21 protein-coding genes are annotated in these 22,002 nt (G+C 73.4%); 15 read left to right on the forward strand and 6 right to left on the reverse strand.

Annotation, left to right across the window (positions count from 1 at the left end):
• The first annotated feature begins 59 nt into the window (after nt 1–59).
• Both FHX73_RS02380 and FHX73_RS02385 read left to right on the forward strand, forming a co-directional pair.
• Nucleotides 60–644 (forward strand): TetR/AcrR family transcriptional regulator, encoded by a 585-nt coding sequence (locus FHX73_RS02380; RefSeq protein WP_145903025.1) that lies wholly within the window; start codon nt 60–62, stop codon nt 642–644.
• Nucleotides 645–662: 18 nt separating this feature from the next.
• Complete coding sequence (locus FHX73_RS02385) at nt 663–1,196, forward strand: hypothetical protein (protein ID WP_145903026.1); 534 nt, start codon at nt 663–665, stop codon at nt 1,194–1,196.
• Between the two features lie 30 nt (nt 1,197–1,226).
• On the opposite strand, the gene FHX73_RS02390 is transcribed toward FHX73_RS02385, so the two are convergent.
• Nucleotides 1,227–2,435: a serine hydrolase domain-containing protein gene (locus FHX73_RS02390; protein WP_145903027.1), complete on the reverse strand. Its 1,209-nt coding sequence runs from the start codon at nt 2,433–2,435 to the stop codon at nt 1,227–1,229.
• 136 nt (nt 2,436–2,571) lie between these two features.
• Between FHX73_RS02390 and FHX73_RS02395 the strand changes: the two genes are divergently transcribed.
• Together FHX73_RS02395 and ligA are read left to right on the forward strand one after the other, a co-directional pair.
• Nucleotides 2,572–3,300, forward strand: coding sequence for a VOC family protein (locus tag FHX73_RS02395; protein WP_145903028.1), 729 nt, complete (start codon nt 2,572–2,574; stop codon nt 3,298–3,300).
• A 167-nt stretch (nt 3,301–3,467) separates the two neighbouring features.
• Nucleotides 3,468–5,555 carry an NAD-dependent DNA ligase LigA gene (gene ligA, locus FHX73_RS02400; RefSeq protein WP_145903029.1) on the forward strand — a complete coding sequence of 696 codons (2,088 nt, stop codon included), beginning with the start codon at nt 3,468–3,470 and terminating at the stop codon, nt 5,553–5,555.
• A 25-nt stretch (nt 5,556–5,580) separates the two neighbouring features.
• On the opposite strand, the gene FHX73_RS02405 is transcribed toward ligA, so the two are convergent.
• Complete coding sequence (locus FHX73_RS02405) at nt 5,581–7,269, reverse strand: serine/threonine-protein kinase (protein ID WP_145903030.1); 1,689 nt, start codon at nt 7,267–7,269, stop codon at nt 5,581–5,583.
• A gap of 361 nt (nt 7,270–7,630) precedes the next feature.
• Between FHX73_RS02405 and FHX73_RS02410 the strand changes: the two genes are divergently transcribed.
• The 4 genes from FHX73_RS02410 to FHX73_RS02425 all read left to right on the forward strand — a co-directional run bounded on the left by FHX73_RS02410 (nt 7,631) and on the right by FHX73_RS02425 (nt 10,374).
• Nucleotides 7,631–8,677, forward strand: coding sequence for an amidohydrolase family protein (locus FHX73_RS02410; protein WP_211786116.1), 1,047 nt, complete (start codon nt 7,631–7,633; stop codon nt 8,675–8,677).
• 37 nt (nt 8,678–8,714) lie between these two features.
• The gene (locus FHX73_RS45470) at nt 8,715–9,233 is read left to right on the forward strand and encodes a nucleotidyltransferase domain-containing protein (protein WP_211786117.1); all 519 of its coding nucleotides are present in this window, start codon (nt 8,715–8,717) and stop codon (nt 9,231–9,233) included.
• 99 nt (nt 9,234–9,332) lie between these two features.
• Nucleotides 9,333–9,959 (forward strand): restriction endonuclease, encoded by a 627-nt coding sequence (locus FHX73_RS45965; protein WP_246213310.1) that lies wholly within the window; start codon nt 9,333–9,335, stop codon nt 9,957–9,959.
• A gap of 13 nt (nt 9,960–9,972) precedes the next feature.
• Complete coding sequence (locus tag FHX73_RS02425) at nt 9,973–10,374, forward strand: hypothetical protein (protein WP_145903031.1); 402 nt, start codon at nt 9,973–9,975, stop codon at nt 10,372–10,374.
• 586 nt (nt 10,375–10,960) lie between these two features.
• Here FHX73_RS02425 and FHX73_RS02430 read toward each other — a convergent pair.
• On the reverse strand, nt 10,961–11,353 hold the full coding sequence (locus FHX73_RS02430) for a nuclear transport factor 2 family protein (RefSeq protein WP_145903032.1): 393 nt from the start codon (nt 11,351–11,353) through the stop codon (nt 10,961–10,963).
• 12 nt (nt 11,354–11,365) lie between these two features.
• Complete coding sequence (locus tag FHX73_RS02435; protein ID WP_145903033.1) at nt 11,366–12,589, reverse strand: MFS transporter; 1,224 nt, start codon at nt 12,587–12,589, stop codon at nt 11,366–11,368.
• Nucleotides 12,590–12,834: 245 nt separating this feature from the next.
• On the opposite strand from FHX73_RS02435, the gene FHX73_RS02440 reads away from it, so the two are divergent.
• Nucleotides 12,835–13,425, forward strand: a complete 591-nt coding sequence (locus FHX73_RS02440) for a TetR/AcrR family transcriptional regulator (protein WP_145903034.1) — start codon at nt 12,835–12,837, stop codon at nt 13,423–13,425.
• Between the two features lie 126 nt (nt 13,426–13,551).
• Here the strand turns inward: FHX73_RS02440 and FHX73_RS02445 are convergent, their stop codons facing one another.
• Nucleotides 13,552–14,484: a LysR family transcriptional regulator gene (locus tag FHX73_RS02445; RefSeq protein WP_145903035.1), complete on the reverse strand. Its 933-nt coding sequence runs from the start codon at nt 14,482–14,484 to the stop codon at nt 13,552–13,554.
• A gap of 240 nt (nt 14,485–14,724) precedes the next feature.
• Between FHX73_RS02445 and FHX73_RS02450 the strand changes: the two genes are divergently transcribed.
• From FHX73_RS02450 to FHX73_RS02460, 3 genes are all read left to right on the forward strand, one after another.
• The gene (locus FHX73_RS02450; RefSeq protein ID WP_246213757.1) at nt 14,725–15,348 is read left to right on the forward strand and encodes a succinate dehydrogenase cytochrome b subunit; all 624 of its coding nucleotides are present in this window, start codon (nt 14,725–14,727) and stop codon (nt 15,346–15,348) included.
• Between the two features lie 89 nt (nt 15,349–15,437).
• Nucleotides 15,438–17,345 (forward strand): fumarate reductase/succinate dehydrogenase flavoprotein subunit, encoded by a 1,908-nt coding sequence (locus FHX73_RS02455; protein ID WP_246213758.1) that lies wholly within the window; start codon nt 15,438–15,440, stop codon nt 17,343–17,345.
• Nucleotides 17,342–18,076, forward strand: a complete 735-nt coding sequence (locus tag FHX73_RS02460) for a succinate dehydrogenase/fumarate reductase iron-sulfur subunit (RefSeq protein WP_145903038.1) — start codon at nt 17,342–17,344, stop codon at nt 18,074–18,076. Before FHX73_RS02455 ends, FHX73_RS02460 begins: the two co-directional genes overlap by 4 nt.
• A gap of 69 nt (nt 18,077–18,145) precedes the next feature.
• Here the strand turns inward: FHX73_RS02460 and lepB are convergent, their stop codons facing one another.
• Complete coding sequence (lepB, locus tag FHX73_RS45970; protein ID WP_246213311.1) at nt 18,146–18,934, reverse strand: signal peptidase I; 789 nt, start codon at nt 18,932–18,934, stop codon at nt 18,146–18,148.
• Between the two features lie 214 nt (nt 18,935–19,148).
• On the opposite strand from lepB, the gene FHX73_RS02470 reads away from it, so the two are divergent.
• From FHX73_RS02470 to FHX73_RS02480, 3 genes are all read left to right on the forward strand, one after another.
• Nucleotides 19,149–20,183, forward strand: a complete 1,035-nt coding sequence (locus FHX73_RS02470; protein WP_246213312.1) for a DUF4129 domain-containing protein — start codon at nt 19,149–19,151, stop codon at nt 20,181–20,183.
• Between the two features lie 331 nt (nt 20,184–20,514).
• Nucleotides 20,515–21,345 carry a DUF4129 domain-containing protein gene (locus FHX73_RS02475; RefSeq protein ID WP_170304812.1) on the forward strand — a complete coding sequence of 277 codons (831 nt, stop codon included), beginning with the start codon at nt 20,515–20,517 and terminating at the stop codon, nt 21,343–21,345.
• Nucleotides 21,345–21,980 carry a hypothetical protein gene (locus FHX73_RS02480; protein ID WP_246213313.1) on the forward strand — a complete coding sequence of 212 codons (636 nt, stop codon included), beginning with the start codon at nt 21,345–21,347 and terminating at the stop codon, nt 21,978–21,980. Before FHX73_RS02475 ends, FHX73_RS02480 begins: the two co-directional genes overlap by 1 nt.
• The last annotated feature ends 22 nt before the right edge of the window (nt 21,981–22,002 follow it).

The raw sequence follows: 22,002 nt of genomic DNA on the forward strand, positions 1-22,002 counted from the left end.
GCAAGCAGGACGGTAGCATATCGATCGGTACAGAATCACAGGGACGGAGGCGTGCCCCGATGACCGGTCGACCGCGCGGGTTCGACAAGGACGAGAAGCTGGACCGCGCGATGCGGGTGTTCTGGCGGCACGGCTACGAGGGCACCTCGATGGCCGACCTGACGGCCGCGATGGGCATCAACCGGCCCAGCCTGTACGCCGCTTACGGCAACAAGGAGGCGCTGTTCCGGCAGTGCCTGGACCGCTACCGCGAGGGCCCCGCCGGCCATGTCCGCACCGCCTTGGCGCAGCCGACGGCCCGCGCCGCCGCCGAGCACCTGCTGCACGGCGTCATCGCCGTCGTCACCGGCGGGGAGGGGCCCGGCTGCCTGCTGATCCAGGGCGCACTGACCACCAGCGCCGAGGCCGAGCCGGTGCGCGCCGACGCCGTGGCGCGGCGGCTGGCCGGCGAGGCCGATCTGTGCGAGCGGTTCGAACGGGCGAAGGAAGAAGGCGAGTTCGCGCCCGAGACCGATGTGGCCGACCTCGCCGAGTACCTCTACACGGTCTCCTACGGCCTCGCGGTGCGGGCCGCCGGCGGCGCCACCCGCGAGGAGCTGCGGCGCACGGTCGATCTCGCGCTGCGCGCTTGGCCGAGCCGGTAGGCGGGCACGCTGGGGGCCGTGACTGACGACATCATCGCGGCACTGTTCGTCCTCGTCGTCGCGGGGACGGCGCTGCACGTGCTGCAGTTCGTCCGGCTGCGGCGACTGCTGGCCCGACCGACGGTGACAGCGGAGCAGGTGCTGGCGATCGTGCCCTCCCGCCTGCTGACCGCGACCCTGATCGGGAGCGTGCTGGGCCCCGAGGCCGCACTCTCGGTGGGCAGGCACAGCACCCACTCGACGGTCGCGCGGACCGCCCTGGCCGTGCTCGGCGCCGCGCTCCTCGCCTTCGTCATCTGGCAACTGAGGTCGCCGGGGCCGGGGTTCCCGAGCTCGCACGCGCTGAACCCTGCCGAGACCGTCCAGTTGATCGAGTCCGGGGCGCTGGTGCTGCTGATCCGCACCAAGCGCCGCACCCTCATGGCGGTCCACCGCCGGTCCCTACGGCTCTCCCACGCCGACCCGGACGCCTGGGCCCGCTACCAGCAGGTGGCGAGGACCCGGCCAGGGGCGCAGGTCGAGCCGTGGATGATCCACCTACCGGCGAGTTGATCGATTCTCGGGTCAGGGCTTGACTGTACGTCAGTTCTTGTGCGGCATCAGGACCGCCATCAGCAGGCGGCTGGAGAGCTCGTTCGGGCCGTCGTTCCCGGTGGTGTTGGAGAGCGAGAAGACGCCCCGCATGGTCAGGTCGCGGGTGGCGAACATGCCGTTGGCGTAGCCGAGGTCGTGGCCGGTCTTGCCCCAGAGCAGCTGGCCGCCGGGCAGCGGGGTGGCCATCAGGCCGGCGCCGAAGCAGGCCGGGCCCGGCTTGCCGTTGACCGCGCACTCGAAGGTGCCCGCGTACGGGACCACCTTGCCGTCGTCGCCCTTCGGGAAGGTGAACATCTCGTCCAACTGCGCGGCCGGGAGCAGCTTCCCCTTGAACAGCGCGGTGATGAAGTGGTCCAGGTCGGCCGGGGTGGAGATCATGTTGGAGGGGTCGCCGCCCTGCTCGCTGACGTCCACGTTCACACCCTGACTGTTCGTCAGGTAGCCGTGCAGGTAAGGGCGCGGCATCGCGAGGTGGTCCTCGGGCACCGAGGTCTGGTCCAGGTGCAGGGGCTGGAGGATCCGCTCCGACACCTCGTCCCGGAACGAGTGGCCGGTGACCTGCTCGATCAGCTTGCCGGCGATCCGGTAGCCGAGCGAGTTGTACTCCTGCTCGGTGCCGGGCGCGAAGTGCGGGCCCGGCCAAGGGCGGTGGGCGGGGCGCAGGGTCTGCTGGATGATCTGGTCGAAGGTGCGGTAGTCGGCGCGGTCCGCGATCAGCTGGTCGTTGCTCTGCGCCGGGGCGCCCTCGTCCACGTCCGGCAACCCGCTGGTGTGGTTGAGCAGTTCGCGGACGGTGATCGGCTGGAAGTCGTCCGGCAGCAGCCCGGGCAGGTAGTACTGCACCGTCTGGTCGAGGTCGATCCGCCCCTCCGCTGCGAGTTGCAGCACCACCGTGGCCTCGAACGCCTTGGAGATGCTGCCGATGTGGAAGTGCGCGTTCGCGGGGATCTGCCGCCCCGTCACCTGGTCGGTGCTCGACCCGCGCCAGAGCCGGCCGCCCGGCTCCCCGACCCGGGCGATCACGCCGGCCACGCCGTCGCCCGGCTGCGGCTGGATGGCGGCCTGCAGGGCGGCCGGGTCGAGCGGCGGGAGTTGGCCGGCCTGCGGGGCGGCGGCGAACGCCTGGGTCGCCGCGCCCAGGGTGAGCGCCGCCAGGGTGGCGGCGACGGTGCCGAGCTTCACGGTACTGCGCATCATGGGTGACTCTTCCTCAGATCCGTTCGGTGAACGTGATCATCCTGCCGAGCGGACGGACCCGGTCGGTATCCGGATCAACCCTGAGGTGCCCCGGAGACGACCCGCATACGATGGGCCCACCGAAGACAGGGGGCAGATGGTGATCAGCTGGGTGTACGCCTTCGTGGACCGGCCGCGGGAGCGGTTCGAGCGGGCGGCGGAGTTCTGGACGGCCGTGACCGGCACCTCGCTCTCGCCCCGGCGCGGGGCCGACGGGGAGTTCGCCACCTTCGTGCCGGCGGCGGGGGACGCCCACCTGAAGCTCCAGGGCGTCGACGCCCCGGCGGGTGGGGCGCACCTGGACCTGGTGGTGGACGATGTCGCCGCGACGGCCGACCGGGCGATCGCGCTCGGAGCGGCGCTGGTGGCCGACCACGGGAGCCTGCTGGTGCTCGACTCGCCTGGCGGCCTGGGGTTCTGCGTGGTCGGGTCGCGCGGGGAGGCGGTGCGCTCGGAGGTGTTCGAGGGGACCCGGCTCGACCAGGTGTCGATCGACGTGGCACCGCACGCGCACGACGCCGAGACGGCGTTCTGGAGCGAGCTGACGGGCTGGCCCGTGCTGACCGGCTCGCGCCCGGAGTTCCGTGCGGTGCAGTCGCCGGCCTCGCTGCCGGTGCGCCTGCTGATCCAGCGCCTGGACGAGCCGGCCGCGACCCGGGCGCACCTGGACTTCTCCTGCGCGGACGTGGCCGCCACCCGGGCCCGCCACGAGGCGCTGGGCGCGGTCGTGGTCGCCGAGTTCCCGTACTGGGTGGTGCTGCGCGACCCGGCGGGCGGCGTGTACTGCCTGACGTCGCGCAACCCGGAGACGGGCAGGCTGGGTTGAGCGCTCGGGGCGTGTCGTGGCGGGCCCGCCCCGCCACAACGCCGTCCTCCTCCCGCTGGTGCCGGCCGTCCGGGAGGCCTGGTCGGTGATCGACGGGCGCCCGCGCCCGTCGATGCCGCCGGACTGCCTGCGGGCGGCTGTCAGTGCCGGGCGGGAGGATTGTGTCCATGATCGAGACCACCGCTCCGCTGTCCTCCGCCCAGTACGGCGATGCCGTCGCGGCCGCCGTGCAGGCCGCCGCCGCCTACTACTCGGACGGGTCCACCACGCTCGGGGACGACGAGTACGACGCCTTGGTCAAGGCGATCGAGGCCTACGAGACGCTGCACCCGGACGAGGTGCTGCCGCACTCGCCCACTGGAAAGGTCGCCGGCGGCGCGGCCACCGGCGACGTGCCGCACAGCGTGCCGATGCTCTCGCTCGACAACGTCTTCTCCGCGGAGGAGCTCGCGGACTGGGCCACCAACCTGGAGCGCCGACTGGGCCGGCCCGCCGCGGGCTTCTGCGTCGAGCCGAAGCTGGACGGGCTGGCGGTCGCCGCCCGCTACACCGCCGGCCGCCTCGCGCGGCTGATCACCCGTGGCGACGGCCTGGCGGGCGAGGACATCACCCACGCCGCCGAGGCCGTGCTGGGCCTGCCGGAGCTGCTCGGTGAGTCGATCGACGTCGAGATCCGCGGCGAAGTCCTTTTCACCCAGGCCCAGTTCGACCATGCCAACGAGACCCGCACGGCCCACGGCGCGGCCCCGTTCGCGAACCCGCGCAACGCCGTCGCCGGCACCCTGCGGGCCAAGGACCGCCCCTACCGGGTCGAGTCGACCTTCTTCGGCTACGACGCCGTCGGCCTGCCCGCCGAGCTGTCGCACACCGCGCTGCTGGAGCGCCTGGCCGAGCTCGGCGCCAACACCGCCCGCAGCACCGCGGCCCACCCGCGGCACTGCGCCACCGTCGAGGAGGCCCAGCAGCGCGTCCAGGAGATCGCCGACCTGCGCGTCGAGCTGCCGTTCGGCATCGACGGCGTCGTGGTCAAGGCGGACGCCGCCGCCGACCAGGAGCTGGCCGGCGCCGGCTCGCGGGCGCCGCGCTGGGCCGTGGCCCGCAAGCTGCCGGCCGTGCACAAGGTCACCCGGCTGCTCGGGGTGGAGTGGAACGTGGGCCGCACCGGGATCATCGCCCCGCGCGGCGTGCTGGAGCCCGTCGTCATCGACGGGGTGACCGTCACCTACGCGACCCTGCACAACCCGGCGGACATCACCCGCCGCGACCTGATGATCGGCGACCGGGTGTTCGTCTACCGGGCCGGCGACGTGATCCCGCGCGTCGAGGCGCCGCTGGTCGACGAGCGCACCGGCGCCGAACAGCCCATCACCTTCCCCGAGGTCTGCCCCCGCTGCGGGGACGCGATCGACACCGGCGAGCAGCGCTGGCGCTGCGTGCGCGGCCGCAACTGCCAGGCGGTGGCGGGCATCCGCTACGCCGTCGGGCGCGACCAGCTCGACATCGAGGGCCTCGGCGGCACCCGCGCCGTCCAGCTGGTCGAGGCCGGCCTGGTCACCGACCTGGCCGACCTGTTCACCCTGACCCGCGAGCAGCTCCTCGCCCTGGACCGGATGGGCGAGACCAGCACCGACAACCTGCTCGCGGCGATCGAGACGGCCCGGGCCCAACCGCTGAACCGGGTCTTCTGCGCCCTCGGGGTCCGTGGCACGGGCCGGAGCATGTCGCGCCGGATCGCCGCGCACTTCGGCTCCATGGCCGCGATCCGCGCGGCCGACGCCGAGGCGCTCGCCCAGGTGGACGGGATCGGCGCGGAGAAGGCCCGGGTGATCGTCGCCGAACTCGTCGAACTGGCGCCGCTGATCGACCGGTTGCTCGCGCAGGAGGTCGGCACCGCCGTCACTGTGCCGACCGCGCCGGCTGTCGCGACGGGTGCTGCGGCTGACGGCGGACCGACCGAGGGCGGCGGGTCGGCGGAGGGCGGCGGGTCGGCGGAGGGCGGATCCGGCCCACTGGCCGGTGAGGCCGTGGTCGTGACCGGCAGCATGACCGGCCGGCTCGCCGAGCTGTCCCGCAACGAGGTGAACGAACTCATCGAGCGGGCCGGCGGCAAGGCCTCCGGCTCGGTCTCCAAGAGGACCACCCTGCTGGTGGCCGGCGAGAAGGCCGGCTCCAAGCGGGCCAAGGCCGAGGAGCTCGGCATCCGCATCCTCACGCCCGAGGAGTTCGCCGAGCTGGTCGCGGACCAGCTCGGCTGAACCGGCCGGGCTCAGCCGCTGCGGGTCAGGGTGTCGAGGGCGGCATGCCCGGAGCAGGTCGGGTCAGGGTGCCGGAGCCGCCGTCCACCTCCAGGTGCAGGGTGCCGCCCGGGTTGAGCGTGTACACCCGCGGCTTGCCGTCCGGGGTACAGCCGAGGCCGCCGGACAGCGCCGAGATCTTCAGCACGACCTGGTTGTTGCTCGCCGACTCCAGGTAGTCGGTGCCGGTGCAGGTCATGCCGTTCGGCCAGAGGGTGGTGGCGGTGGCGACCACCTGGTCCACCTGGCCCTGGTGCAGGGTGACCTGGTAGCTGACCGAGCCGAGGACGCCCGGCTCGCTCAGGGTGCCACTCCAAGAACCGAGGTACGCCTGCGGGATCGCCCCTGAGACTGCTGAGGCTGACGGGGTGGCAGGTGCGGCGGTGGACGGTTTGGGCTCTTGTCGGGGCGGTGCGCTGCTCGTCGCCGGCGGCTGCGCGGCGGGCGGTGACTGGCCGTTGGTCGACGAGCCGTCACCGCTGGTCAGCCACAGGGTGGTCCCGACCGCCACCGCCGCGACCAGCACGGACGCGCCCAGCACGGCGGGCCAGCGGCGTCGCGGCGCTTGTGGTTGTGCTCGGGGCTGCGGGTGCGCTTGTGGGTACGGGGCGTACGGCGGGGCCGGGTGGCCGCCGCCGTACGGGTTGTCGGGCGCGCCGAAGACCCCGGTCGGCGGGCCCAGGTGCGGCTGCCCCGCCGGGCCGCCACCGGGCAGCCCGGTCGCCGGCGCGGTGGGCGGCGCGGTGGGCGGCGGCCCGGCCGGTCCCGGCACGTGGTCCAGGTTCAGTAGTTCCTCCGCCTGCCGTCCCACCGCCGCCGCCAGGGCGCCCGGCAGCCAGGCTCCCTCGCGCGGCCGGACCAGCCCCGCACCGGAGGCGTCGAGCCGCGCGGCGAGCTCCGCCGGCGCCGGCCGCTGCGCCGGATCCTTGGCCAGACAGGCCGTCACGATCCCGTGCAGCTGAGCGTCCAGGCCCGTCAACTCCGGTTCCTCGTAAGCGACCTTGAAGAGCAGGGCCGCCGTGCTGAGGCCCTCGCCGAACGGCTGCGCCCCTGTCGCCGCGTAGGCCAGCACGGTGCCGAGCGAGAAGACGTCGGACGGCGGCCCGACCTCCCGCCCGAGGGCCTGCTCCGGCGACATGAACCCCGGCGAGCCGATCACCAGGCCGGAGCGGGTCAGTGAGCTGGTGGCGTCCAGGGCCCGGGCGATGCCGAAGTCGATCAGCCGCGGTCCGTCGAAGGTGAGCAGCACGTTGGACGGCTTGACGTCCCGGTGCACCAGGCCGAGCGCGTGCACCGCGGCGAGCGCCTCGGCCAGTCCGACGCCCAGCACCCGCACCGAGTCGACCGGCAGCGGCCCGAACTCCCGGACGGCCGCGCCGAGCGCCGGGCCCGCGATGTAGCCGGTGGCGACCCAGGGGTGGCGGCTCTCGGTGTCCGCGTCCAGCACCGGCGCGGTCCATTCGCCGCCGACCAGCCGGGCCGCCTGGACCTCCTGCCGGAACCGGGCGCGGAACTCGCGGTCCTCGGCCAGCTCGCTGCGCACCACCTTGAGGGCGACCGCACGGCCCCCCGCCGTGCGCCCCAGGTACACCCGACCCATCCCGCCCGCACCCAGCCGCCGCAGCACCCGGTACTCACCGACCTGACGCGGGTCGTCCGGCTCCAGTGGCTCCATGACCTGCTTCCCTCCCCAACCCCACCGGCCCGCCTCCCCGGCCGACCCGGCACGACCGTACACCGGTGCGTGGCGGCTCGGGGCGGCGAAGTGCCTATAGAGGGAAGGTGTGATGACGAAGCATCAGGTAAGGCGAACCGTTGGCGCCCTAGTTCGGAGTGGTGGGATTCAGGCTCGCCCCCGGGACGGCCAGGAGGAGTCCCGCTACGGCCATACCTGCTCGTGCGATGACCGGCCACGACGCGACGGTGGGAGCTCCGGTTCGGGGCGGCGTTGCGCTGGACCGGCAACGCGGGGATCCCGGGATCCGGTGCCCGTAGGATCGGCCGGGTTCGATCACGTGTGGTGGGAGGGGTCACCGGTGGTACTCCAGGTGCGGGGCGTGGTGCTGCCGGAGCGGGAGGAGCGGTCCTTCTGGATCGACGGTGACCGCCTGCGGACCGAGCCCGTGCGCGGCGCCGAGCTCGTGGTGGACGGCGGCTGGCTGCTGCCCGGATTGGTGGACGCCCATACCCACCCCGGCACCGAGGACCGGGCCGTCCCGTTCGGCGACCAGGTGCTCCGTCGGCACCTGGTGGCGCACCGGGACGCGGGCGTGCTGCTGGTCCGGACCCCCGGGTCCGCAGCCCGGATCCCCGGCTGGGTGGACGAGGACCCGGAGCTGCCCCGGGTGCGGTCGGCCGGGCGCTGGCTGGCGACGCCCGGGCGGTTCTTCCCCGGCTTCGGACGGGACGTCGACGAGGCCGACCTTGCGCGCGCCGCCGTGGAGGAGGCGCAGGCGTCCTCGGGCTGGTGCAAGGTGGTCGCCGACTGGCGGTTCGACCAGCCCGCGCTGCCGCTGGAGGTGCTGCGCGCGGTGGTCACGGCCGTGCACGCGGTCGGCGGCAAGGTGGCCGCGCACTGCCAAACCGCCGACGGCTGCCGCAACGCCGTCGAGGCCGGGGTCGACAGCCTGGAGCACGGGATGCACCTGGACCCCGGCCTGCTGGACCTGATGGCCGCTCAGGGCACCGCCCTCGTCCCCACCCTCAGCGTCTTCGGCGCGGGCGCCGACCGGATGCGCGCCGCCGAGCCGAGCGCCCGCCGCGACTGGTGGCTGGCCGGCTGGGCGGGGATGCTGCCGACCGTGCGGGCCGCGCACGAGGCCGGGGTCACCCTGCTGGCCGGGACGGACAGCTTCCCGTGCGGCACCGTCGGCTCCGAGGTGGAGTGGCTGGTCCGGGCCGGACTGCCGGCCGAGATCGCGCTCGGCGCGGCCTCCTGGGCGGCGCGCGACTGGCTCGGCCTGCCCGGACTGGTCGAGGGCGCCCCCGCCGACCTGGTCGCCTACGACGCCGATCCGACCCTCGACCCGTCGGTTCTCGCCCACCCCAGCCGCATCATCCTGCGCGGCCGGATCATCGCCTGACGAAGGACGGGAGGACGGGAGGGCGGAGGTTCGTGACGTGTTCTCGGAAGTCGACGTGATCGACGTTCTGCGCAAGCTGGCACGGGCTGGAGTGACGGCGCGGGTGGACGGCGGATGGGGCGTGGACGCGCTGGTCGGTGCGACCACGCGCGCCCGCTCCGGCCTCGACCTGGTCGTGCTGCCGGCCGAACTGCCGGCGGCGCTCGATGTTCGGCGCGAAGGAGGAGAAGTGACATCGCACCAGGGCTACGGCTGGCCGACCGACAAACTCACCGCCCTCCGGCTCGGTCCGCGGCTCGTCACCGAGGTGCCGGCCTCGCGCCCGGGCCGGCGGGCGTTCGTGGATGTCACGCCGGTTCGGGGCGGGACGGGCTTCCGAGTGGACCACCGCGAGTACGAGGCCGACCAGACCGAGGGCTTCGACTACGACATCGGCGAGGAGCTGGTGCGCACCGCCTCGGCGGCGGACGAGGGCGAGCTGTTGCGCGTGCTCGACGCTTGGCGGCTGTCCCCGGCGGGCTTCGAGTACCCCTGGAACACCGACGACCCTCGGTAGCGACAGCTGACCCGGTGTCAGCAAAACCACCTCCTGTCCTGCCCCAGCGCTCATACACTTCCCACACGACCCAGGCTCCGGACCGTGAGGGGATGCTTCGTGGCGTCACGTCGTCCTGCCCGCAGGCGCTACTACCGTCGACGGCGCGCGAACAGTGGGCTCTGGATCGCGCTCCTGGTCGGTGCCGTGATCCTGCTGCTGATCGTGCGGACGGTCTCGGAGCACCCGCTCGGGGCGGCCGTCCTGGTCGTGCTCCTCGCCGGGGCCGCAGTTGGCGGTTACCTGGTCCACCAGCGACAGCAGCAGGCACGGTTCGAGCTGCGGGCGACCCACGCGTACACGCTCGCCGAGTACCACCGGATGACCGCGACCCAGTTCGAGCGGGCGCTCGCGGACCTGTGCCGGCGGGACGGGTGCACCAGGGTCAAAGTAGTGGGCGGCGCGGGCGACTTGGGCGCCGACGTGATCGCCATGACGCCCGCCGGGCAGCGCCTGGTGCTCCAGGCGAAGCGGTACGCCCCCAGCACCAAGGTCGGCTCGGGCGACATGCAGAAGGTCGGCGGCACCGCCCGCCAGATCCACGGCGCGGACATCGCAGCGGTGGTGACCACCTCCACCTTCACCCGGCACGCCCTCGACTACAGCCGCCGCCTCGGCATCCGCACGTACGATGGCACCGCACTCGCCGGCTGGGCGAGCCGCACGGGTCCGGCGCCTTGGGAGTGAAGCGGTGTTCGCCTTGCCAGAGGGATCGTGGTGGGACTGGGAGGTGGTGGAGTGGATCCCCGGACGGCTGCGGTTCGGGGCGGGCTACGACCTGACGTACCACCACGAGTTGGAGCTGGTGTTCAGCGATCCGATGTACGTCGCGTGCCCTTCGGCGTTCCACGACCCGGAGTTCCGCGAGCCGACGGCCGAGGAGCTCGCACTGATGGTGCGTCAGGTCGGTGAACTGCCACCGGTGCTGGTGGCGTTCGAGGCGGACGCGGGCGGGTCCGGGCCGGCCACCGGCCTGATCGCGGCGGAGCAGGTGAGAGTGGTCCAGGGGTCCTGGTCGCACGTCGTTCAGGGTGGCCGGTCAGCGCCGGCGACGCAGGCGGGGGACCGCCAGGAGCAACAGGCCTGCGAGCCCGGACAGTAGGGCTCCCAGCAGGAGCGGCAGCGCCGTGGTCCCGATATCGGACAGCGGGGGCCTCGGGGTCGGCGGAGTGGGCGTCGGGGGCGGAGGCGGTGTCGGGGGCGGGGGCGGCGTCGGGGGCAGCGACGCGTGATAGGTGACCACCAGGTCGGCGTCGATGGTCAGGTCGCTGGCGACCCCGGTGAGCGCGCCGTGCGCATCGGTGAGCTTGGCCAGGACGCAACCTGGTTCCGCGAAAAGGCCCTGATGAGCCGTCATGAAGCTATAGAAGCCGTAGCCACCGGAGGGCATGGCGCCGATCCAGCGGGCCTTGTGGATCGCGGCCGGGCCGCCGGGGGACCGGGCTGGCGCCGACCATGGCGGCTCAACGCTGGGCAGAGGTCACCCTGGAGGCTTAGCAAAGGGTGGTGGCTGAGTGGGCGTCAGACTGTGGGCGTTCCGTTAATAATGGGCATTAGCGGCGGGGGCCAACGGGCTAATGACGGCCACTCAGCCCCGCTCGATCCCGCTCGGCCGTGAGCAACGGGCACTACTAACGGGCGTTAATAATGGGCATTAGCAACGGCTTCGACATTGCTAATGCCCATTATTAGGCGACGAGCTGGGCCGCGAAGACCGCGTGGTTGAAGTACGCCTTGGCCTCACGGATCAACCCGGAAGCCGGGTCGAGCTCGTACACGTTGATGCCGGACCAGTTGACGGGCCGTCCGTCCAGCGACACCGCCGCACCGCGCCAGGACACGGCGGTGAACCCGCCCACGGTGTGGGCCTCCAGCGGCGTCAGCCCCAGGAACGGCGCGAAGTTCGGCAGCACGCCCGCGATGAACTCGCGGATCGCCTCGCGGCCGCGCAGCGGCTCGGTGCCGACCGGGTCGTGGAAGAGCGCATCCGGGGCGAAGGAGTCCGCCCAGGCGTCAGCGTCAGCGCGCTGCGAGGCGTCGAAGAACTGCGACACGGCGGCGGGCATGGCGGGGAAGGTCATCGAACTCACCTTTCAGTGGTGGTTGTTGCTGTCGTAGCGGTAGGCGGCGGGGAGGACCAGGAGCCCGGCCAGCGCCAGCGCGGCCTGCACCGCGCAGACCCCGCCCCAGCCGAAGGCCCCGTAGCAGGCGGTCGAGGCGGCGGCAGCGACGGCGCCGCAGAGGAAGACGATGACCATGAAGACGGTGTTGGCCCGGCTGCGGACGTCCGGCAGGTGGGCCAGCACCCGTGCCTGGTTGGCGAGTTGGCTCCACTGCACGCCGACGTTGGCGAGCACGATGCCCAGGATCACCGCGACCAGGCGCGAGGACCCGAGCGCGTACGCCCCGGCGGAGAGCAGCGTCAGCAGCAGCGCGGCGGCGGCGATCGGCAGCGGGCCGCGCCGGTCGATGAACCGCCCCGCCCACGGTGCCGCCACCGCACCGGCCAGCCCCAGCAGTCCGAACAGTCCGGCAACCGCACTGCTGAAGTGGTAGTGACGGCCTGTCAGCACCAGCACGAGCGTGGTCCAGGTGGCGCTGTATGCCCCGAACAGCGCACCGTGCAGAAGGCTGGAGTGCCGCAGCGCCGGCTGCTCGCGCAGCAGGCGCGGCAGTGAGGCGAGCAGGCTCGTGTAGCGCGGCCCGGTGCGCTCCCCCTCCGCCGGCAGCAGCCGCACGGTGACCGCGCCGGCCACCGCCGTGAGCGCGGCCGCGAGCAGGTAAACAGCACGCCAGCCGAGGAGTTGGCCGACCGCGCCGCCGACCACCCGGGAGCCGACGATCCCGGTCAGCAGCCCGATCTGCACGTTGGCGACCACCGAGGCGCGCCGCTCGGGCGGGGCGAGTTCGGCGGCGAGCGGCACCAGCACCTGCGGGATCACGGTGGCGCCACCGATCAGCGCGGTGGCGGCGGCGAGCACGGCGAGGCCGGGTGCGGCGGCGGCCGCCAGCAGCATCGCGACGGTGACCGCGAGCAGGGCGCCGAGCAGCGGCCGACGGCGGCGGACGTCGCCGAGCGGGACCAGCAGCAGGATCCCGGCGGCGTACCCGAACTGGGCGCAGGTGACGACCACGCCGGCCGCTGAGCGCGAGGCGCCGAACCCGCCGGCGAGCAGGGCGAGCAGCGGCTGGGCCAGGTAGACGTTGGCGACGGTCGCGCCGCTGCAGACGGCCATGGCCAGGAAGAGCAGCGGTCGGGCGGATCCGCGGGCGGGGGTGGCCGCGACCGAGCGCGGTGCCACCACAGGTGACGACATGACAGGTCCCTCCCCTGGGGGTGTCGATGAGCGGAAGGCGAACACCCGGGCGACATGAGCGCCCGGATCAGCACGGCCAAGCTAAACCAACCAGATAGTTTATTCAACTGGATAGTTGAGTTAGGGCCTCCCATTGCTACCCTTGCTGCGGGATCCCTCCCCCAGCCCACGGCCGGGAGGGGGCAGCTCCCGGCCGAAGGCTGGGGCGTACCCACAGCCCACGGCGCCCAGGAGGAGGCCGGACCATGACCGCACGCTCGGAGCGGACCCGGAGTCAGATCTACCAAGCCGCCCTCACCGAGTTCGCCGAGCACGGCATCGCGGGCGCCCGGGTGGACCGGATCGCCGAGCAGGCGCAGGCCAACAAGCAGGCCATCTACCGCTACTTCGGCGACAAGGAGCAGCTGTTCGCCACCGTGCTGGAGGGCACCCTGAGCGAGCTGGCCGCCGCCGTGCCGCCCGCCGGCCCGGACGGCACGGTGGCCGCCGCCGACTACGTGGACCGGCTGCTCGCCTACCACCAGAGCCACCCCGAGGTGCTCCGACTGCTGCTTTGGGAGGCGCTGGAGTACCGCGACCGGGCCGTCCCGGACGAGGCGGCACGGGCCGCCCACTACCGGCAGAAGTCCGAGGCGCTGGCCGGCGCCCGCACCCCCGGGTCCGAGCAGGCGAAGGCGATCGACCCGGCCACCCTGATGCTGATCTTCACCGGCCTGGTCGGCTGGCCGCTGGCCGTGCCGCAGGTCCGCCGGATGATGGTCGGCGACGGCCCCGAGGCGATGGAGCGGGTCCGCCGGGCCGCCATCGCGGCGGCCGAGCTGATCACCCAGGCGTGACCGGCAGGCCCATCACCCAGGCGTGACCGGCGCGCCCATCACCCAGGTGTGACTGGCAGGCCCATCGCCCAGGTGTGACCGACGGGCCCCGAGCGTCGGCCGTCGAGCGCATCACCCAGACGTGACCTACGGGCCCTGGGCGTCCGGCAGCCGCGTCCCCGGCGGCAGCGCGCCCGCCCCGGCCGCCTCGGCCAGGTAGCGCAGCAGCACCTCGCGCATCGCGGCGGCGGCGCGGCTGAGCGGCAGTTCGGTACCGTGCGCCAGCGCGATCGCCCGCCCGATCCCGGGCCGGGCGAACGGGGTGACCGCCAGCCCGCTGCGGTCGGCGACCATCCCGGGCACCACGGCCGGCCCGAGCCCGGCCCGGACGAACCCGAGCACCGCGTCCATCTCCCCGCCCTCGACGGCGAATTCCGGCTCGAAGCCGGCCGCCCGGCAGGCCGCCAGGGTGGCCTCGCGCAGGTCGTAGCCCTGACGGAACATCACCAGCGGGCGGTCCGCCAGGTCCTGGATCCGAGCCCGGCGCCGGCCCAGCGGGCGGTCGGAGACCAGCACCAGGTCCTCGCGCAGCAACTCGGTCAGCGCCAGGCCCGGCGGCCGGTCCACGGTGGGCGGCGTGATCACCAGCGCGAGGTCCAGCTCCCCCGCCGCGAGCTTGCCCAGCAGGTCGCGCGAGCCGTCCTCGCGGACCAGCAGCCGCACGCCCGGGTAGTCAGCACGGTAGGCGCGCAGCACGTCGGGCACCAGGCTGCCGCAGAGGCTGGGCGTGGCGCCGAGCCGCAGCCGGCCGCGCCGCAGCTGCACCGTCTCCTGCACCGCGCTGCGGGCGCTCTCCGCGTCCGCCAGGATCCGCCGGGCCAGCGGCAGCAGGGCCTGGCCGGCGTCGGTGAGCGCGGTGTCGCCGCGCCCGCGGTGGAACAGTTCGGCCCCCAACTCCCGCTCCAGGGAGCGGATCTGCTGGGAGAGCGAGGGCTGGGCGACGTGCAGCCGCTCGGCCGCGCGGGTGAAGTGGCGGGTCTCCGCCACCGCGGCGAAGTACCGGAGCTGTTGGAGCTGCACGTCAGCCATGATAGGCCAGGCCTATCGTGGTGAGCCGTAACCTGTCTTGGACGGATGGTGTGCCCGCTCCCTACCTTTCATGGCATGGCTCTGACGAGTGAGCGCACGGGGCAGCGCGACAAAGGCTCCAGCGGTGGCAAGGGCTCCAGCGGCGAACGCTCCGGCGGCAGCGGCGAACGCCCCGGCGGCGGCTCCACGGTGGCGGCCCTGTGGAACTCCACCGTCGGCAAGAAGGCGGCCATGGCGGTCAGCGGGGCGATCCTGCTGGGCTACCTGGTCGCCCACCTGATCGGCAACCTCAAGGTCTTCGTCGGCGCGTCCGACCTGAACGGCTACGCGGCCTGGCTGCGCACCATCGGCCAGCCGTTCCTGGGCCACGAGTGGTTCCTCTGGATCGCCCGGGTGGTGCTGGTCGCGGCGGCCGTGGTGCACGGCACGGCGGCGTTCCAGCTGAGCAGGCGCGACCTGCGGGCCCGTCCGGTCGGCTACCGGCACACCCGGGCCCGGAGCAGCTACGCGACCCGGACCATGCGCTGGGGCGGGGTGATCCTGGGCCTGTTCATCGTCTGGCACATCCTCGACCTGACCACGCTGACCGTGAACCCCCGGGCCGAGGCCGGCCACCCCTACGAGAACCTGGTCGCCACCTTCCGCACCTGGTACGGCGACACGATCTACATCGTCGCCATGCTGGCCCTCGGGATGCACGTGCGGCACGGCTTCTGGAGCGCCGCGCAGACCCTGGGCCTGAACAACCGGCGCCGGGAACGGGCGTTGAAGGCCACCGCCAACCTGCTGGCCCTGGCCCTGACGGCCGGCTTCGTCTCCATCCCGATCGGCGTGATGACGGGAGTCGTCAAGTGAGCACCTCCGCAACCCCCGCAGCCACCTCAACCACCGCAGCCACCACACCCACCGCAAGGACCGACGAGCGCTACACGGTCGGCGAGCCGATCAGCGACACCAAGGCGCCGGACGGCCCGATCGAACAGCGTTGGGACCAGCGGCGGTTCGAGGCCAACCTGGTCAACCCGGCCAACCGGCGCGGCCGCACGGTGATCGTGGTCGGCACCGGCCTGGCGGGCGGCGCGGCCGGCGCCACGCTGGCCGAACAGGGCTACCACGTGGTGCAGTTCTGCTTCCAGGACTCCCCCCGGCGCGCTCACTCGATCGCCGCCCAGGGCGGCATCAACGCGGCCAAGAACTACCGCAACGACGGCGACTCGATCCGCCGGCTGTTCTACGACACCGTCAAGGGCGGCGACTTCCGCGCCCGCGAGTCCAACGTGCACCGGCTGGCCCAGGTCTCGGTGGAGATCATCGACCAGTGCGTGGCGCAGGGCGTGCCGTTCGCCCGGGAGTACGGCGGGCTGCTGGACACCCGCTCGTTCGGCGGCGTGCAGGTCTCCCGCACCTTCTACGCCCGTGGCCAGACCGGCCAGCAGCTGCTGCTCGGCGCCTACCAGGCGCTGTCCCGCCAGATCGCGGCCGGCAACGTGGAGTTGCACGCCCGCACCGAGATGCTCGACCTGGTCGTGGTGGACGGCCGGGCCCGCGGCATCGTCGCCCGCGACCTGGTCACCGGCGAGCTGACCACCCACCTGGCGGACGCGGTGGTGCTGGCCACCGGCGGCTACGGCAACGTCTTCTACCTCTCCACCAATGCCAAGAACTCCAACGCCACCGCGATCTGGCGGGCCCACCGGCGCGGCGCCTACTTCGCCAACCCGTGCTTCACCCAGATCCACCCGACCTGCATCCCGCGCTCCGGCGACCACCAGTCCAAGCTGACCCTGATGAGCGAGTCGCTGCGCAACGACGGCCGGATCTGGGTGCCGAAGGCCAAGGGCGACACCCGCCCGGCCGCCGAGATCCCGGAGCAGGAGCGCGACTACTACCTGGAGCGGATGTACCCGTCGTTCGGCAACCTGGTGCCGCGCGACATCGCCTCCCGGGCCGCCAAGGCGGTCTGCGACGAGGGGCGCGGGGTCGGACCGGGCGGGCAGGGCGTCTACCTGGACTTCGCCGACGCGATCTCCCGGCTCGGCCGGGCGGCGGTGGAGGCCCGCTACGGCAACCTGTTCGACATGTACCAGCGGATCACCGCCGAGGACCCGTACCGGGTGCCGATGCGGATCTACCCGGCGATCCACTACACCATGGGCGGCCTCTGGGTGGACTACGACCTGCAGACCACCGTCCCCGGCCTGTTCGCGATCGGCGAGGCCAACTTCTCCGACCACGGCGCCAACCGGCTCGGCGCCAGCGCCCTGATGCAGGGCCTGGCCGACGGCTACTTCGTGCTGCCGCCGGTGCTCAACGACTACCTGGCCCGCACCCCGGCCCACCAGGTGGCGCCGGATCACCCCGCGGTCACGGCGGTTGAGCGGGAGTCGGCCGACCGGCTGGCCGCCCTTCTCGCGGTGGACGGCGACCGCACGCCCGACTCCTTCCACCGCGAGCTCGGCGAACTGCTGTGGGACGACTGCGGGATGGCCCGCACGGCCGAGGGGCTGAAGAACGCACTGGCCCGGATCCCGGAACTGCGCGAGGAGTTCTGGCGCCGGATCAAGGTGCCGGGCACCGGCGAGGAGTTCAACCAGTCACTGGAGAAGGCCAACCGGCTGGTGGACTACTTCGACCTCGCCGAGCTGATGTGCCTGGACGCGCTGCACCGCGCCGAGTCCTGCGGCGGCCACTTCCGGGTGGAGAGCCAGACCCCGGAGGGCGAAGCCGCCCGCCGCGACGAGGAGTTCGACTACGCCGCCGCCTGGGAGTTCAACCCCGCCGGCCCGCCCGTGCTCCACCGCGAGCAACTCGTCTTCGACCACGTCCACCCCACCCAGCGGAGCTACGCGTGAACCTCACCCTGCGGATCTGGCGGCAGGCCGGACCGGACGCCCCGGGTGCCATGACGACCTATCAGGTCGGCGGCATCAGCGAGGACATGTCCTTCCTGGAGATGCTGGACACCCTCAACGAGGAGCTGATCCTGCGCGGCGAGCAGCCGGTCGCCTTCGACCACGACTGCCGCGAGGGCATCTGCGGCGCCTGCGGCGTGGTGATCGACGGGCAGCCGCACGGCCCCGAGCGGACCACCACCTGCCAACTGCACATGCGGCACTTCCGGGACGGCCAGACCATCGACGTCGAACCCTGGCGCTCGGCGGCCTTCCCGGTGATCAAGGACCTGGTGGTGGACCGCTCGGCCTTCGACCGGATCATCGGCTCCGGCGGCTACATCACCGCGCCGACCGGCAGCGCCCCCGAGGCGCACGCCACGCCGGTGCCCAAGGAGACCGCCGACCGGGCCTTCGAGCACGCCGAGTGCATCGGCTGCGGCGCCTGCGTGGCGGCCTGCCCGAACGGCTCGGCGATGCTCTTCACCGCCGCCAAGGTGGTGCACCTCAACCTGCTCCCGCAGGGCGCGCCGGAGCGCGGCTCCCGGGTGCGGGCGATGGTCACCGCGATGGACGGCGAGGGCTTCGGCGGCTGCACCAACACCGGCGAGTGCGCCACCGCGTGCCCCAAGGGCATCGGCCTGGACGCGATCGGCACGCTGAACCGGGAGTTCCTGCTCCGGCGCAGCTGAGGAACGCCACTGGGCGCAGTTCCTGACGACTCGTCAGGCGCTGCGCCCAGTAGTGGTTCCGACGGAGCGTCAGCTGCCCTGGCGACGGCGGTACCAGTACAGCACCGGGACCGCCGCGGCCATGCCGACCGCGCCGCCACCCTGGGCCAGGCCGTGCTGCTGGAAGGTGGACGGCACCGGCAGGGTGGCCCAGTGGGTCAGCGGCCAGGCGACCGCGAAGGCCCGGCCGACCACGTCCGACTCCGGCACGAAGCCGTCACCGGGCCCGCGCACCTGGTGGTAGCGGGAGTCGGCGGAGTTGTTGCGGTGGTCGCCCATCACCCACAGGTGGTCCTTGGGCACGGTGATCTTTCCGACCGGGTAGTCGTCGCAGGGCGTGGACCCGGGGAAGATGTACGGCTCGTTCAGCGCGACGCCGTTGACGGTGACCGGCTTGCCGGCCTCGCAGTCCACGGTGTCGCCGCCGACCGCGATCACCCGCTTGATCAGGTCCCGGTCCCCGGCCGCCGGCATCAGGCCGACGTAGCTGAGCGCCTCCTGGACCACGTTCGCCTTCGCGACCGGCTCGTCGTCCAGCCAGCCGTCCGGATCCTTGAAGACCACCACGTCCCCGCGCTCCGGCTTCGCGCCGAACCACGGGGTGAGCTTGTCCACCAGCACCCGGTCACCGGGCTGCAGGGTGTTCTCCATCGAGCCGGACGGGATCGAGAAGGCCTGCACGAAGAAACTCTTGATCACCAGGGCCAGCAGCAGCGCCAGCACCACCAGGATCGGCAACTCCTGCCAGAACGGCCGCTGCTTGCGTGTGCGCCCGCGCCACCGCAGTCCCCGCCGGCGCTCCGCCCGCTCCCCGTCCATGCCCACTCCCCTGTCCTCCGGCCGCGCCGACCAGCAGGGGCACGGTACCCCCGGTATCTGAACGATCGGAAGTTCCCGCCGCGCGGGGCCCCCGGGACGGCCGGTGCGCACGGTGTATGTTGCGGGTGCTGACAATCCCCGGCGACCCCTGCCATGCTGCCGTCGGGCCGCCGCCGGACACCGGAGCGGACCCGCTCGGGGGGAGTTACGAACCATGCCAACACCTGCGAGACCGGACCGGTCCGCACCCGCTGGGCCCGCGCGGCCCGCGCCCGGGCAGCCGGCCCGATCCGCGACCGACGCCCCGGCCCGATCCGCGCCGTCGGCGCCGTCCACCCGCACGCTGCGCCCCGCACTGGCAGCGATCGCCGTCGCCGGACTCGCCTTCGCCGCGATGGTGCTGCGCCCGTCCAGCGGTCTCTTCTCGACCGGCCCCGGCCCGCTCGGCACGCTCTTCCCGGTGGTGCTGCTGCTCTGCGCCGGCTGGCCGCTCGGCATCGCCGTCGTCCGCCGCCGCTACCAGGCCGCCGTCCAGGCCTCGGGCCACCTGACGCCCCGGGCCGAGCGGCTGCGCGACCTGACGCTGCACCTGCTGCCGCCCGTCGCCGTGCTGGTCCCCGTCGCGCTGCTGATCAGCTACTTCGCGCAGCACACCGAGCCCGTGCCACCGAGCCAGGACTACCAGCGGCAGCCGCCGAACCTCGACCCCCACCCGCAGCCCACGATGAAGCCGGTGGTCGGCACCGCCCAGCACGTCTCCCACCACTACGGGCTGCGCGGCCTCGCCGCGCTGGGCGTCAAGGTGCTGCTCGGCGCGCTCGTGCTGCTGGCGGTGGTGCTGCTCTGGCGCCACCTGCGCCACCGGTCGCTGCCGCACCTGGCGATGACCCCCGCACCGCGCCCCGCCGACGAGCAGCTGGCCGAGGCGATCGCCTCCGGCCGCCGCGCCCTGCTCGGCGACGATGCCCGCGCCGCCGTCATCGCCTGCTACGCCGCGATGGAGCAGTCACTCGCCGACTCCGGCGTGCCCCGCGAACTCGCCGACAGCCCCTCCGACCTACTGGACCGCGCCGTCGCCACCGGCAGTGTGCCCGAACGGGAAGCAGCCGCGCTGACCGAACTGTTCCGCGAAGCCCGCTACTCCCGCCACCCGATGGGCACCCCCGAACTGGACCGCGCCCGCGCGGCACTCGACGCCATCGCAGCCCAGCTCGCCGAACACCACCCCGCACCCGCGGAGGCCGGCTGATGGACAGCCGGCAGAGCCGCCACGAGCACGCAGCGGCGGTGCCCTCGGGTACACGAACGATCGGTGGCGGTCGCCGCGTGGGCCGCCGGAGGGCCGGGGCTCGGGGTGCATCTTGCGGGTGCTGACAATCCCCACTGGTCTGTGCCAAGCTGCCGTCGAGCGGCCGCCGGACAGCGGAGCGGACCCGCTTGGGGGGAGTTACCGAGCCATGACCACACCCGCGAGACCGGGCTGGTCCGCACCTGATCGGTCCGCGCCCGATCGGTCCACACCGGATCGGTCCGCAGCAGGCCCCGGCCGGGCGCCGCGCGCCGCGACGGTGCTACTCGCGGTGGCCGCGCTGGCCTTCGCGGCCGTGCTGTTGCGTCCGTCCACCGGGCTCCTCAAGGCCGGCCGGGCGCCGCTCGGCGCGCTCCTCCCGGTGCTGCTGTGCTGCGCCGGCTGGCTGCTCGCCATCGCCGCGATCCACCGCCGCTACCAGGCCGCCGTGCGCGGCGCGAGCGACCTGTCGCCCACCGCCGACCGGCTGCGCGACCTGACGGTGCGTCTGCTGCCGCCCGTCGCCGTGCTGGTCCCGGTCGCGCTGCTGGTCGGGTACTTCTCGCAGCACTCGAAGCCGGCGCCGCCGCCCTCCGTCGCCCCGCCGCCGCCGATGGTGTTCGACACCACGCCGGCCCCGACCCACCACTACGGTCTGGCCGAGCTGGTCGTCGAGGTGCTGCTGGGCCTGCTGGCGGTGCTGGCGGTGGTGCTGCTCTGGCGCCGGCTGCGCCACCGGACGCTGCCGCGTCTGGCGATGACCCCCGCACCGCGCCCCGCCGAGGAGCAGCTGGCCGAGGCGATCGCCTCCGGCCGCCGCGCCCTGCTCGGCGACGACGCCCGCGCCGCCGTCATCGCCTGCTACGCCGCGATGGAAGAGTCACTCGCCGACTCCGGCGTGACCCGCGAACTCGCCGACAGCCCCTCCGACCTGCTCGCCCGCGCCGTCGCCACCGGCAGCGTCCCCCAGCCCGAGGCCACCGCGCTGACCGAACTGTTCCGCGAAGCCCGCTACTCCCGCCACCCGATGGGCACCCCCGAACTGGACCGCGCCCGCGCAGCACTCGACACCATCGCCGCCCAGCTCGCCGACAACCAGCCCGCACCCGCGGAGGCCAGCTGATGGACAACCGACAGAGCCGCCACGAGCGGTACAACTCGCCCGTGCACGCGGCCCGGCAGGACGCCGTGCAGGCCGGGATCCGCCGCGCCTTCGCCGACCAGCGGACCTCCGGGCGGCTGTCCCCGGACGGCGACGCCAACCCGTCGACCACTGCCGGTGCCGGCTCGGTGCGGCACTCGCTGACCGTGCTGCTGCCCGTCGCGGCCGCCACCGAGCTGGTGCTCGGCCTGGTCGGCGGGCTGCCCGCGCTCGGCCTCGGCGCCACCGCGATCGCGGCCACCGCCCTGCTGGCCGGCCGCTACGTGGCGGGCGCCGCGTCCCAGGACAGCGGGCTGCGCCGGGAGGCCCGGCTGATGACCTCCCGGGTGCCGGGCCTGGGCGACTGGTACTGGACCGTGCGCAACGGCGTGGACGACGACGGCTACGCCAGTGCCCTGCGCCCCCAGCTCCAGCGGCTCTTCGCCGCCAAGCTCTCCGAGCAGCACGGCGTCTCGCTCTACGCCGAGCCCGCCAAGGCGGCCGAGCTGATCGGCCCGGCGAACTGGCCCTGGCTCGACCCGGAGCAGCCGGCGCCCGCCCGGACCATTCCCGCCGACCGCCTCGGCGACCTGATCCAGCGGCTCGACACCCTGTAGCCACTTTCCTGTGAGGACCCCC

The sequence above is a fragment of the Kitasatospora viridis genome, from assembly GCF_007829815.1.
GTDB classification, from domain to species: Bacteria; Actinomycetota; Actinomycetes; order Streptomycetales; family Streptomycetaceae; genus Kitasatospora; species Kitasatospora viridis.